Origin of the sequence: Gordonia sp. NPDC058843, from assembly GCF_042743165.1 — a bacterium.
In the GTDB taxonomy this organism is placed as follows: Bacteria; Actinomycetota; Actinomycetes; order Mycobacteriales; family Mycobacteriaceae; genus Gordonia.
On sequence record NZ_JBHYNC010000003.1, the window covers coordinates 1 to 12,067 of the forward strand.

Below are 12,067 nucleotides of genomic sequence, written 5' to 3' on the forward strand. Positions count from 1 at the left end.
GGATCTGATGACCACCTCGTCACGCCTGTTCACGAGCGAATCCGTCACCGAGGGACACCCCGACAAGATCTGTGACGCGATCAGCGACTCGATTCTCGATGCCATCCTCACCGACGATCCGAAGGCGCGTGTCGCGGTCGAGACCCTCGTGACCACGGGACAGGTGCACGTCGCGGGCGAGGTCACCACCACCGCTTACGCCGACATCCCCAAGATCGTGCGCGACAAGGTCCTGGAGATCGGTTACGACTCGTCGACCAAGGGCTTCGACGGCGCGTCGTGCGGCGTGAACGTCGCCATCGGCGCACAGTCACCGGACATCGCGGGCGGAGTCTTCAACTCGCACGAGAGCCGCAGCGGTATCTCCGAGGACGAGATCGACAGCCAGGGTGCCGGCGACCAGGGCCTCATGTTCGGCTATGCCACCAACGAGACCCCTGAACTGATGCCGGTCCCCATCGCGCTGGCCCACCGCCTGTCGCGCCGTCTGACCGAGGTGCGCAAGAACGGCACGCTGCCGTACCTGCGTCCCGACGGCAAGACACAGGTCACGATCGAATACGACGGTGACACCCCGGTCCGGCTCGACACCGTGGTCCTGTCGACGCAGCATGCTGCCGACATCGATCTGGACAACCTCCTCGCCCCGGACATCAAGAAGCAGGTCGTCGATGCGGTGCTCGCCGAGATCGACCTGCCGACCCTGGACACGACCGACTACCGCCTGCTCGTCAACCCGACGGGCAAGTTCGTCCTCGGCGGTCCGATGGGCGACGCCGGCCTGACCGGCCGCAAGATCATCGTCGACACCTACGGGGGCATGGCCCGCCACGGAGGCGGCGCGTTCTCCGGCAAGGATCCGTCGAAGGTGGACCGCAGCGCGGCGTACGCCATGCGCTGGGTCGCGAAGAACGCCGTGGCCGCGGGCCTGGCCAACCGCATCGAGGTCCAGGTCGCCTACGCGATCGGCAAGGCCGCACCGGTCGGTCTGTTCGTCGAGACGTTCGGCACCGAGAAGGTCGATCCGGCTGTCATCGAGCGCGTCATCGCGGAGAACTTCGACCTGCGTCCGCTCGCGATCATCCGCGACCTGGACCTGTTGCGCCCGATCTACGCACCCACCGCCGCGTACGGGCACTTCGGTCGCACCGACGTCGATCTGCCGTGGGAGCGGACCGACCGCGCGGAGAAGCTGCGGGCCGCCGCGGGTCTGTAGACCCCCTCCGGAAGCACTTTCACTGACACCCAAGGGAGCACGGGTCCCGGCCGCTGAGCTGCCGGTGGCCCGTGTTCTGCCTCTTCTGGGGCTCGCGCATCTCGACCGGCCCTTCGATTACCTGATCGACGTCGACCAGGACGAGATCGCGCAGCCGGGCGTGCGCGTCCGCGTGCGCTTCTCCGGACGACTCGTCGACGGGTATCTGCTCGAGCGAATCGAGAAAAGCGACCATCCCGGCAAGCTGGGGTGGCTCGACCGTGTCGTGTCCGCGGAACCGGTCCTGACCCCGCAATTGGCAGCGCTGTGCCGGGCGGTCGCCGACCGATACGCGGGCACCATGGGCGACGTCGTGCGTCTGGCGATACCGCCTCGGCACGCGCGCACCGAGAAGGAGACGACGCCCGACCCGGCCGCCGTCGTCGAGACGCCCGAACTCACCCACTGGCATCGGTACCCGCTTGCCGACTCCTACGTCGAGAACCTCCGCGACGGTCATCCCCGCGCCGTGTGGCAGGCCCTCCCGGGGGAGGACTGGCCACGCCGTCTCGCCGAGCTCGCCGCGGCGACGCTCGCGGCGGGACGCGGGTGCATCCTCGTCGTGCCTGATCAGCGAGATCTCGATCGCGTGTGGGCCGAGTGTGAGCCGCTGATCGGCGACCGCGGTGTCGCATTGTCCGCCGGACTCGGACCCACCGCGCGCTACCGCCGATGGCTGGCCGTGCGCCGCGGCGCCGCGCAACTGGTGATCGGCACCCGAAGCGCGGTGTTCGCGCCGGTCGCCGACCTCGGCCTCGTCGTCGTGTGGGACGACGGCGACGACAGCATGGCCGACCCGCGCGCGCCGTACCCGCATCCCCGTGAGGTGGCGGTGCTGCGCTCACACCACGAGCGGTGCGGTCTCCTGCTCGGCGGATTCGCCCGGACCGCCGAGGCCCAGGCTCTGGTGGCGTCGGGCTGGGCACACGATCTCGTCGCGGATCGAGCGACGGTCCGCACGCGCAGCCCACGCGTCCAGGCCATCTCCGACGACGACCGGCAGATCGCTCGTGACCCCATGGCGAGGTCCGCTCGCATCCCCGAAGTCGCGTTCGACGCGGCGCGATCGGCCTTCGCCGCCGATCGGCCGGTGGTGTTCAGCGTCCCGCGCCGGGGCTATGTGCCGTCGCTGGCATGCACCCGTTGCCGAGAACATGCGCGCTGCCGTGCCTGTCACGGGCCCTTGCAACTCGATGCCGACCAGCGGCTGAGCTGCCGGTGGTGCGGCCGGCCGGAACGGTCCTTCCGCTGTCCGGAGTGCGGCAACACGACGGTGCGGGCGACGGTGACCGGTGCCCGCCGGACCGCCGAGGAGCTGGGACGCGCTTTTGCCGGCGTGCCGGTGCTGACCAGCGGCGGCGACACCATCATCGACGAGATCGAACCCGGTGCGCGGCTCGTTGTCGCGACGCCCGGCGCCGAACCGGTGGCACCAGGCGGGTACGGCGCCGCGGTCGTCATCGACACCTGGGCACAGCTCGACCGCGCGGATCTGCGTGCGGAGGAGCACGCGGTCCGGCGCTGGATGGCGCTGGCGGCGATGGTCACCTCGCACGGTGAAGGTGGCCGTGTGGTGATCGTCGCCGATTCGGCGCTGGCGCCCGTACAGGCGCTGATCCGTTGGGACCCGGTCGGTTTCGCCTCGATCCAGTTGCGACAACGAGTGGAACTCGGCTTCCCGCCGGCAGTGACGATGGCATCGGTCGACGGACCGACCGGGGTGATCACCGACTTCGTCGAACATCTCGAATTGCCCACCGAGGCGGATGTTCTCGGGCCCGTGCCGCTGCCTCCGGGAGTGCGCCCACCCGCCGGTAGCGCGGAGTGGGAGGCCGCAGCCGACGACGAGATGGATCGAATCCTGGTGCGATTGCCACGCAAGGACGGACGGCTCCTCGCGGAGGCGCTCGTCGCGGGTCAGGCACGCCGCAACACACATCGGCAGACCGGGCCGATCCGGGTGCAGATCGACCCGCCTACGATCGGATGAATGCGCATTGTTTTCGCCGGGACCCCCGAGGTCGCCGTGCCGTCGCTGCAAGCTCTCATCGACTCGCCGTCGCATGAGGTGGTCGGGGTCATCACCCGTCCCGACGCGGTGTCCGGCCGCGGCCGCAAGGTGACGCGATCTCCCGTCGGCCGGCTCGCAGACGAGCACTCCCTCGAAGTCATCGCCCCGCGTCGGCTGTCGGAGCCGGAGGTGGACGAGGTTCTCCGGCGCTGGGCGCCCGACTGCGGCGCCGTCGTGGCCTACGGCGGGCTCGTGCCACCAGGGCTGCTCGACCTGCCTCTCCACGGCTGGATCAATCTGCACTTCTCGGTGCTGCCGGCCTGGCGGGGTGCGGCTCCCGTCCAGGCTGCGATCGCGGCCGGCGACGAGGTGACGGGAGCAAGCACGTTCCGGCTGGAGAAGGGGCTCGACACAGGTCCGGTCTTCGGTGTGCTCACCGAGACGATTCGGCCCACCGACACCAGCGGTGACCTCCTGGCGCGACTGGCCGATGCCGGGTCGGGGCTGTTGCTCTCCACCCTCGACGGTCTCGAGGCGGGTGAACTCGCCCCGGAACCGCAGCCGACGACAGGGGTGAGCCACGCGCCCAAGGTCGAGGTCGACGACGCGCGAATCCGCTGGGAGTTGCCGGCGCACATCATCGATCGACTGATCCGCGCGTATACCCCCGCACCCGGACCGTGGACGGGTCTCGACGGGGCTCGGATCAAGGTCGGGCCGGTGACGATCGTCGGGTCGACGGATGATCCCGTTCTGCCGCAGTCGGTTCGGGACGGTGCGCTCGCGCCCGGCGTACTGGCGGTGACCAAGAAGGCGGTGTTCGTCGGCACCGGTACGCAGCCGGTGACACTCGGCGTCGTGCAACCGCCGGGAAAGAAGCCGATGCCCGCCGCCGACTGGGCTCGTGGTGCACGCCTCACCGACGGGACGGTCCTGGGATGAGCGGCAAGTTCCGGCAGAAGGATCTCGATCCCGCGCGCGTGGCTGCCCGTGACACCCTGCGCGCCGTGCGCGAGCGCGACGCCTACGCCAATCTCGTCCTCCCGAAGATGCTGCGGGACCGGAGGATCGAAGGACGCGATGCCGCCTTCGCCACCGAGCTGGCGTACGGGGCCGCACGGGCCCAGGGTCTGCTCGATGCGGTGATCGCCGCCGCCGCCAAACGTCCCGTCACCGACATCGACGGCACAGTCCTCGACGTCCTGCGGCTCGGGACCTATCAGCTGCTGCGGACCAGGGTCGGTGCCCACGCGGCGGTGTCCACGTCGGTGGATCTGGTGCGCGCCGAGAACGGTATGGGCCCTTCCGGGTTCGCGAATGCGGTGCTGCGGAAGGTGTCGCAGAAGGACGAGGACATGTGGGTGACGGAGCTCGCCCCGTCGCCCGCCGACGATCTCGTCGGTTACCTCGCCTTCCAGTACGCGCACCCGCGATGGATCGCGGAGGTGTTCCGAGATGCTCTCGGGGGCTCGGCGGGACAACTTCAGGCCGCGCTGGCCGCCGACGACGAGCGACCACCCGTCCATCTCGTCGCCCGTCCCGGGTTCATCACAGCCGAGGAGCTCGCCCTCACCAGCGAGGGGGAGGTCGGCGACTTCTCCCCGTACTGCGTGTACCTGCCGGGTGGCGATCCCGGCGACGTCGCGGCGATCCGCGAGGGATACGCGGGAGTCCAGGACGAGGGCAGCCAGCTGGTCGCTCGTGCCGTGACGGTGGCGGAGGTCGCCGACGACGGCGGCCGATGGCTCGACATGTGTGCCGGCCCCGGCGGGAAGGCCGCGCTCATCGGTTCTCTCGCCGAGATCGACGGCGCCCGCCTCGATGCGGTCGAGGTGTCCGAGCACCGTGCCGGGCTGATCCGCAAGGTCGTCTCCGACCTACCGGTGACCATCCATGTCGCCGACGCCCGGTCGAGTGGCCTCGACGTCGGTTACGACCGCATTCTGCTGGACGCCCCATGCTCGGGCCTTGGCTCGCTGCGCCGCCGACCCGAGTCCCGCTGGCGGCGGACCGCTGCCGACGTCGACGAACTCGTCATCCTGCAGAAGCAGCTGCTCACCGAGGCCCTGCGGTTGGTGAAACCCGGTGGTGTCGTGGTCTATTCGACGTGCTCGCCGCACCCGGCCGAGACGACCGCGGTGGTGGCCGACGTGGTGGGATCGGTCGACGGTGTGCGCCAACTCGATGCCAGGCCGCTCGTGACGGTGGGCAAGCTCGGTCCGGATCTGCTGGGAGATGGCCCCCACGTGCAGCTCTGGCCACACGTCCACGGCACCGACGCGATGTTCCTGGCGGCGTTGACGCGGGACTGACGACAACGACCGAGCCCGGTCCAGTCCGTCAACGTGTGCACAAGGCACAGACTTCGGAGTTGTCCTGGGGTAGTCTGCGATCGCGTTTTCGCAACCGGCGAAGAGCCTGCGTGTGCACGGACGGGGGAAATGGTGGGCGAACGGTTTGCTGTGGACGAGGTGGGCACGATCTACGAGGTCGGAGCCACGCTCGCGCAATGTGGTTCCGAGATCGGAAATCTCTGGACGACTGAGGGCGCGTTCGTTCTCGCGACCGCAGGAATGCCAAACTCGGCGATCGGGGAGGCCTGCGCGGACAAGGATGCCCTCGTGCGCGCAATTTTCGACAGGGCAGCGGCCAGGCTCGACCAAGTGGCGCAAACTTGCTTTGAGGCCGGACAGCAAGTGATCGACACCGAGGACGAGCTTGCCAGCGGTTTCAACGCGATCTCAGAGTTCTGATGAATCGGCCTTCCCGGTCGACCGTCAACGGATGGGACGTTCTGTCTCTCGACGACGCGGCCAACAAACTCGATACCGCCGTCACGCTGTTATTGAGACAGACGCAGAAAATGGTCGACGCACCAATGATCGCAGGTGACTCGCAGGCATGGGTGGGTGCATCTCAACTAGGGTGCGAAAGTCGAACGCAGTCGGACCGCACGGAGATCAACAAGATCGGTACCGAACTCTCTGCAGCGGCGAATGTCCTACGGAACACTTCGACGGCAATCAGCGCCAACCGCAACGTCGCGCTGACCCGGTCGTTGGCACTGGAGATGGATCGTTTCGAGGTGCACGACGATTGGTCGGTCACCGACACCCGTGACTATTCGAGCGAACTCAACGGTGTGGAAGCTGGGAGCGCCGCTGAAAGTAGCATTCTGTCCCAGCAAGCCGACCGCGCGACTGAGGCCACGAATGCAAAGCTGTCCCTGCAAGGTCTCGCTGATCAGATGGGGGAGGACGACCGCAACGGTGCTCGCGCGCTCGCCGCGGCGTTTGCCGGCGCCGACGCACACGCGCCCGTGACTTCGGCCTATTCACCACAAACCGCCAAGGCGGACTGGCTCGCCATCATGCAAGGCACGGCTACTGACGAACAGCGCGAGCGTTTCACTCGCGCGACACAGCTGACGCCCGAGCAGCGCGGCGCGTTGGCCCGCGGAGACTATGCAGTGATCGCCAAAGAGCAACTCGATTACCTCAAGGCGTTTTATGAGGCGTCGGAGGGCGGTGTCGCGGGGCTGCCGCGCGGTCTGGACGCGCAGGCAACCTTCGGAGATCGCTTCGGGAGCGCGGAGTCGGACGTGCTGAAACGGCAATTCGCAGACGGCCTTTACCTTCTCGGCAATCCCCGGGTGCGGACTGAACAGCGACTCGAGCCGGGATTCCTCGCTGGACCATTGCAGACCCTGGGCATCACATCGCCGCAGAGGTTTGTGACCGGGGGCGTGAATGAGCTGCCCGCATCGGTCAAGGACCTGTTGACAAAGTCGGCGGTGTCCGAGCGGGATGTGTCGAGATCGATGACTTTGACCGGTCATTACGCCGACATCGAGAAGTACCACGGATTTCAGAAGTTGATGGACATCCTCGACCACCGGTCGACCGAGCCGGGACAGAGCAACCAACTCGGCAGTGACATCGACCGCGCCCTGATTGCGCGTGCCAGCGAAATCGCGGGGGGAGGAAATGGGAAGGATGCCTACAGCATCGGCGACGATGAGATCGCGCACGGCGATGTCGAGAAGCTTCTACGAAGAATGGTTGACAACGCGGGCAGCGATCACATCGCTGTCCACGACGCGCTCATGGGCCGGCACGGTAGTGCGGCTCCGCTGGGTTTCATGCCCGAGGTCTTCGACCTGAACGGGAAAGCAAGTTCGTACAACGCATCTGATGCGATGCGAAATCTGCTCACCTTCGATTGGTCGGACCAAGTCGACACAAACGGAGTGGGAGTCGGCAGCAACGGAGTGAACAAACTGTTCAACTGGATGCCAGATGCCGCGATTCCGCACGATGGGAGTCCAGAGGCAATCGCCGAAAGTGAGCGAGCTGGTCATATTGCGAGCGAGCTGGCACGAATATTCGCAGAGAACAGGACTGAACTCGTTGACATCGGTGACGATAAGCAGGCAATCGGCGAACTCAATCCCGAACTCACGCAAACCCTTGCCAAAGCTCTCGCTCCATACACTCCGGAACTAGCCGGTGCGGATCCTGAGATCTTCGGGACACTGGGCACGTCATCTCTGGATTCCGCCTACGAGTTGAAGTCGGTGTTCCAGGTTCTCGATTCTGACCCGGTGTCAGGGCGGATCTTCAACTCGATGGCAGCAATCCAGGTTGACCATATTCAAGAACTCTTCGGTGCGGACCCGAGCCGAGCCTCGCTCGGTACTCTCGCGGGTCGAATCGAAGGAGCGATGACGGGGGGAATGCAGGAACAGATCGACAATGACACAGCGGACAATCGAGCCCACGCAGTCGAGGCGTACACCAAACATGGGGCGATGTTCGACAGTGGGAAGGCCCTGGTTTCTGCAGTGCCAGGCCTCGGCCCAGTCGTGAAAGCCATTCTCGACGTGTCCGCGCCAGAGACAAAGCTAGAGTTTGTAGGGCTCCCGCCTGGGCAGGGCAGTGGCAACGCGGAGCTGTCAGCTCTCGACAACCAAGTCTTCAAGACCATGTCGACGGAGGCTCAATACGTCCAGATGCTGGAGGGCCATCTTCGGGCGCATCCCGATCTCGTTGACGACCCGAATTTTCGACTTATGTTTCCCGGCCGAGGGGAGGAGTTCTTTGAAGGGCTACGCACCGGCGATACGTTGCCGCCGAACTCGGTGGACATCGGTAAGGTCCCAGAATTCATGTTGAACCTCCCGGGCGTCGAGATCGACAACTACAGCACCCTGTACGACCCGCAATTCGACCGAGCCAGGACCGCGACCGAGCATCGGGAGGGCTGGTGACTGTAGTCGTTCCACCACGCGTGGCCAGAACCGTCGTCGGGTTGTTCCTGGTTCTGACAGTCCTCGCCACGTCTTCCGGGTGTGGCCCGACCGACACGCCGCGGCCGGAGTCGACGTCTGCGGCACCTTCCGCGGACCATCTGCCGCCGAGGTACGACGTCACCTTCCGCTGGGCGCCGACCGATGTCGTCGACCTGCACGATCCGACGGGCACCTTCGTGCGGGCTTTTGTGGAGTCGTTCGAGTTGGCGTTCGCCGGTCGGTCTCCGGAGTGGGGCTACCCGGGGTTCAGGGAGGCTGCACCGGCGGACATTGACTCCCTTGTCGCTGGTCGGCTCGTGTCTCCGAGCTACTCGACGGACCTGGCCGGCACCTATTTCTTCCGTCCTCTCAGACGCGAGGACGACGGGTTGTTCACGACCATGGTCCTGTGCCGAAGCGATGTTCAATCCGTGCGCAGGAATCCCGAGGATCCTGCCCGCGAATGGTTGAACACGAGTTACCCGGAGTGGACCTTCCCCGCTGTCATCCGGTTCGAACGCACGCCTGGCGCTCTTCCGGCGGCCGACCGGGGTGGGACAGCCAGAGGTGCCAACCGAGATGTGTTCGGCGCGTGGCGCGTTGTCGATTACGTTCGCCAATCCGTCGGTGGCACGCGCTACGCCAAGGAGACGGCGGAGTGCGGTCGAACCGGGACGAACTCCGAAATTCCGCGACAGCCTAACGATTTCGCGCCGCGACCATGGCCGGCGATGAAGCCGTCGCCCGGTTGGCAGGTCCATCCGTCGGTATAAAGCTGACGACCGTGGCGTCGTCGATCACGACGAGGTCCGAGACGGCGACCTTCATTGTGGGGCTTCGCGTTCCACCAGGTCGGCGAGTGCGGCGGTGACCGAACCCCAGCCGTCGTAGAACCCCAGTTCGTCATGGCGGTCACGGTCGGACGGACTCCGATGGCGCACCACGACGCGGTACTCGGTTCCGTCCGCGTGCTCGGCGAATGTGACCTCGGCGGTCATGGGAACCGGCGACGGTTCGGCGGGACGCCACGAGCTGTCGACGGCATTGGTGAACACGAAGCGCTCGTAGGCGTCCGCGACCAGGAAGACGGCGTCCATGTGCGGGACGAAAGTGGTTCCGTCCTCGCTCATCCGGGTCACTAGCGCGCCACCCGGTGTGGCTTCGAGGCGGTCGACGCGGGTGACGGTCGGCGCCGGCGTCCACCATTGTGCGAATTGCTCCGGCCGCGTCCAGGCATCCCAGATGCGTTCTCGCGGAGCGCGGATCACCCGGTGCAGGGTCAGGTCGAGTTCGGGGTCGATCATGGTGTCTCCTCGGTGTCCGTGACGAAGTCTTCGAGACGGTCGGTGCGTTCGGTCCACACGGTGCGTTGGTGTTCGAGCCACGTCGACAGACGGCGCATACGCCGCCTGTCAAGGGTGCACATTCGCGTACGTCCGACTTTTTTGGTCAAGACGAGCCCGCTGTCCTCCAGCACGCGGAGATGCTTCATGAACGACGGCAGGGTGATGGGGAAGGGGTCGGCGAGCTCGCCGACACTGGCCGGCCCACGCCCCAGGCGTTCGACGACGGCGCGACGCGTGGGATCGGAGAGCGCGCCGAAGATCTCGTCGAGTGGAGTCGAACTATGTGCCATGTGGCTAAGTGTGACAGGTTCTTACGCTGAACTCAATGGCTAAGTGAAATGGCTACCCAGATCCTGTGGAAAATGCTTCCTGGACCGCGGATACTTCGGTACTATCGAATGCATGTACGAGGCATCGCCGAACACAAAGATTCTCTTGGGTACCGACCATCTGCGGTCTATCGCGGATGGTTTGTCGGCGATGCCGGTAGGTGTCGACGAGGCGGAATCGGTGGGTCGCCTCACTCTTCTCGAAGAGATCAAGTCGGCGTGCACCGCGTCTCAGGTGCGGGAGACCGCGAATCTCGATGACCTGCGCGCGGCCGACGAAGCCGCGCGGAACGTCCCACACCAGCGGCGCGGGCGCGGTCTGGCCGCCGAAGTGGGTCTGGCGCGTAAGGTGTCGCCTCGCAAGGGAAGTCAGTGCCTCGGGTTCGCCCGCGCCCTGGCGTACGAGATGCCGCACACTCTGGCGGCACTCACCGCGGGAGTCCTCACCGAGTGGCGGGCAACGATCCTGGTGCGCGAGACCGCCTATCTGATACGTGAATCGCGCGAGGAGACCGACCGCCGCATCTGTGGTGATCCCGCGGTGCTGATGGGTATGTCCGATCGCGAGATCGAGGCGCTCGCCAAACGACACGCTTACGAGTTGGAACCAGAAGCGGTGGTGGCTCGGAAGGCGAAGGCCGAGAAGGATCGTCGCGTCACCGTTCGGCCCGCGCCGGATCTGATGACGCAACTGTCGGCGCTGCTGCCGATGGCGGACGGGATCGCGGTGTACGCCGCGCTCAAGAAGCACGCCGACTCGGTGTCCGCGTCCGATGGCCGCTCTCATCAGGAAGTCATGGCCGACACCCTCGTTGAGCGTGTCACCGGCCGCTCGGTTGCGGAGCCGACGCCGATCGCGGTGAATGTCGTTCTGTCCGAACAGAGCTTGTTGGGCCTGGCGGATACGGCCGCGGACGTGTCGGGGTACGGTCCGGTCCCGGCGACCGTCGCGAGACTCCTGATAGCCGATTCGGTAGACCCCGAGGGTGAGACCGCGTCGACACTGCGCCGCCTGTACGCACGACCATCCGACGGGGCCCTGGTCGCGATGGAATCTCGATCGCGGGCTTTCCCGCCCGCACTTGCCCGCTACATACGTCTACGAGACCAGCGGTGCCGGACCCCCTATTGCGGTGCGCCGGTCGCGGAGATCGACCACGCGGCACCGCACCGACGCAGGGGGCCGACCAGCGCGGTCAACGCAGACGGGACCTGCATGCTCCACAACCGCGCCAAGGAAGCGCCCGGCTGGTTCTACAACGTGAAGATGGTGGGCGGGGTACGCGTGATCGACGTGATCACCCCGACCAAGGCCCGACATCGGAGCGTTGCCCCGCCCGCGATCGGGCATCAGCCGGCAACATGGAGCGGCGTCGAAACGCGCCTGATCCAGATACTCGCTGCCTCCTGATTGTGGATGGCGGACGGACGGCAGCGTGATGTCGTACTAGGTTGTTCGTGGTGGCGGTGTGTGCCACGTCGTGGACTGATGCAGACTCGGGGGGGTTTGTATGGCTGAACGGTTTGGTGTCGAGGAACTGGGTGTCATCACCGGCGTCGGCGATGCGCTGGCTCGATGCTCGTCGGAGACGCGAGCCCTGTGGACCGGGAAGTCCGCCTTCGGCGACGCTTCGGGTGCGATGCCGGCCTCGGCCATCGGTGCGGCGTGCTCAGGTAAGGACGACACTGTTCGTTCGTTGTTGGGTCGCGCGGCGGCGAGGATGGACCAGGTGTCGCAGACCTGCTACCAGGCGGTCGGCGAGGTCGCTGACACCGAGGAGGCACTGGCCAGCGGCTTCCGTGCGATCAGCGAATTCTGATGTCACGTCCATCGAG

General features: G+C 66.3%; 10 protein-coding genes. 8 read left to right on the forward strand and 2 right to left on the reverse strand.

Annotated elements, in window-relative coordinates; all coding sequences use genetic code 11:
* Window positions 1-7 precede the first annotated feature (7 nt).
* The 6 genes from metK (at window position 8) to ACFW3F_RS02995 (ending at window position 8,535) form a co-directional block, all read left to right on the forward strand.
* Window positions 8-1,216 carry a methionine adenosyltransferase gene (gene metK, locus ACFW3F_RS02970; RefSeq protein ID WP_388054541.1) on the forward strand — a complete coding sequence of 403 codons (1,209 nt, stop codon included), beginning with the start codon at window positions 8-10 and terminating at the stop codon, window positions 1,214-1,216.
* Between the two features lie 64 nt (window positions 1,217-1,280).
* Window positions 1,281-3,245: a primosomal protein N' gene (locus ACFW3F_RS02975; protein ID WP_388054172.1), complete on the forward strand. Its 1,965-nt coding sequence runs from the start codon at window positions 1,281-1,283 to the stop codon at window positions 3,243-3,245.
* Window positions 3,246-4,208 carry a methionyl-tRNA formyltransferase gene (gene fmt, locus ACFW3F_RS02980; protein WP_388054174.1) on the forward strand — a complete coding sequence of 321 codons (963 nt, stop codon included), beginning with the start codon at window positions 3,246-3,248 and terminating at the stop codon, window positions 4,206-4,208.
* Window positions 4,205-5,578, forward strand: coding sequence for an RsmB/NOP family class I SAM-dependent RNA methyltransferase (locus ACFW3F_RS02985; protein ID WP_388054176.1), 1,374 nt, complete (start codon window positions 4,205-4,207; stop codon window positions 5,576-5,578). The genes fmt and ACFW3F_RS02985 overlap by 4 nt, the downstream gene beginning before the upstream one ends.
* A 129-nt stretch (window positions 5,579-5,707) precedes the next feature.
* Window positions 5,708-6,019 (forward strand): hypothetical protein, encoded by a 312-nt coding sequence (locus ACFW3F_RS02990; protein WP_388054178.1) that lies wholly within the window; start codon window positions 5,708-5,710, stop codon window positions 6,017-6,019.
* On the forward strand, window positions 6,019-8,535 hold the full coding sequence (locus ACFW3F_RS02995; RefSeq protein ID WP_388054180.1) for a hypothetical protein: 2,517 nt from the start codon (window positions 6,019-6,021) through the stop codon (window positions 8,533-8,535). Before ACFW3F_RS02990 ends, ACFW3F_RS02995 begins: the two co-directional genes overlap by 1 nt.
* Window positions 8,536-9,380: 845 nt before the next feature.
* Here ACFW3F_RS02995 and ACFW3F_RS03000 read toward each other — a convergent pair.
* Both ACFW3F_RS03000 and ACFW3F_RS03005 read right to left on the reverse strand, forming a co-directional pair.
* The gene (locus ACFW3F_RS03000; RefSeq protein WP_388054182.1) at window positions 9,381-9,860 is read right to left on the reverse strand and encodes an SRPBCC domain-containing protein; all 480 of its coding nucleotides are present in this window, start codon (window positions 9,858-9,860) and stop codon (window positions 9,381-9,383) included.
* Window positions 9,857-10,192: an ArsR/SmtB family transcription factor gene (locus ACFW3F_RS03005; protein WP_388054184.1), complete on the reverse strand. Its 336-nt coding sequence runs from the start codon at window positions 10,190-10,192 to the stop codon at window positions 9,857-9,859. Before ACFW3F_RS03005 ends, ACFW3F_RS03000 begins: the two co-directional genes overlap by 4 nt.
* Before the next feature lie 190 nt (window positions 10,193-10,382).
* Between ACFW3F_RS03005 and ACFW3F_RS03010 the strand changes: the two genes are divergently transcribed.
* Both ACFW3F_RS03010 and ACFW3F_RS03015 read left to right on the forward strand, forming a co-directional pair.
* A complete protein-coding gene (locus ACFW3F_RS03010; RefSeq protein ID WP_388054543.1) occupies window positions 10,383-11,642 on the forward strand; it encodes a DUF222 domain-containing protein in 1,260 nt (419 codons plus the stop codon).
* A gap of 100 nt (window positions 11,643-11,742) precedes the next feature.
* A complete protein-coding gene (locus ACFW3F_RS03015) occupies window positions 11,743-12,051 on the forward strand; it encodes a hypothetical protein (RefSeq protein WP_388054186.1) in 309 nt (102 codons plus the stop codon).
* The last annotated feature ends 16 nt before the right edge of the window (window positions 12,052-12,067 follow it).

What these genes read in the sequence shown, in the direction of transcription:
- metK (WP_388054541.1), top strand. Translation starts at nt 8, where the DNA reads ATGACCACCTCGTCACGCCTGTTCACGAGCGAATCCGTCACCGAGGGA.
- fmt (WP_388054174.1), top strand. Translation starts at nt 3,246, where the DNA reads ATGCGCATTGTTTTCGCCGGGACCCCCGAGGTCGCCGTGCCGTCGCTG.
- ACFW3F_RS02985 (WP_388054176.1), top strand. Translation starts at nt 4,205, where the DNA reads ATGAGCGGCAAGTTCCGGCAGAAGGATCTCGATCCCGCGCGCGTGGCT.
- ACFW3F_RS02990 (WP_388054178.1), top strand. Translation starts at nt 5,708, where the DNA reads ATGGTGGGCGAACGGTTTGCTGTGGACGAGGTGGGCACGATCTACGAG.
- ACFW3F_RS02995 (WP_388054180.1), top strand. Translation starts at nt 6,019, where the DNA reads ATGAATCGGCCTTCCCGGTCGACCGTCAACGGATGGGACGTTCTGTCT.
- ACFW3F_RS03000 (WP_388054182.1), bottom strand. Translation starts at nt 9,860, where the DNA reads ATGATCGACCCCGAACTCGACCTGACCCTGCACCGGGTGATCCGCGCT.
- ACFW3F_RS03005 (WP_388054184.1), bottom strand. Translation starts at nt 10,192, where the DNA reads ATGGCACATAGTTCGACTCCACTCGACGAGATCTTCGGCGCGCTCTCC.
- ACFW3F_RS03010 (WP_388054543.1), top strand. Translation starts at nt 10,383, where the DNA reads ATGCCGGTAGGTGTCGACGAGGCGGAATCGGTGGGTCGCCTCACTCTT.
- ACFW3F_RS03015 (WP_388054186.1), top strand. Translation starts at nt 11,743, where the DNA reads ATGGCTGAACGGTTTGGTGTCGAGGAACTGGGTGTCATCACCGGCGTC.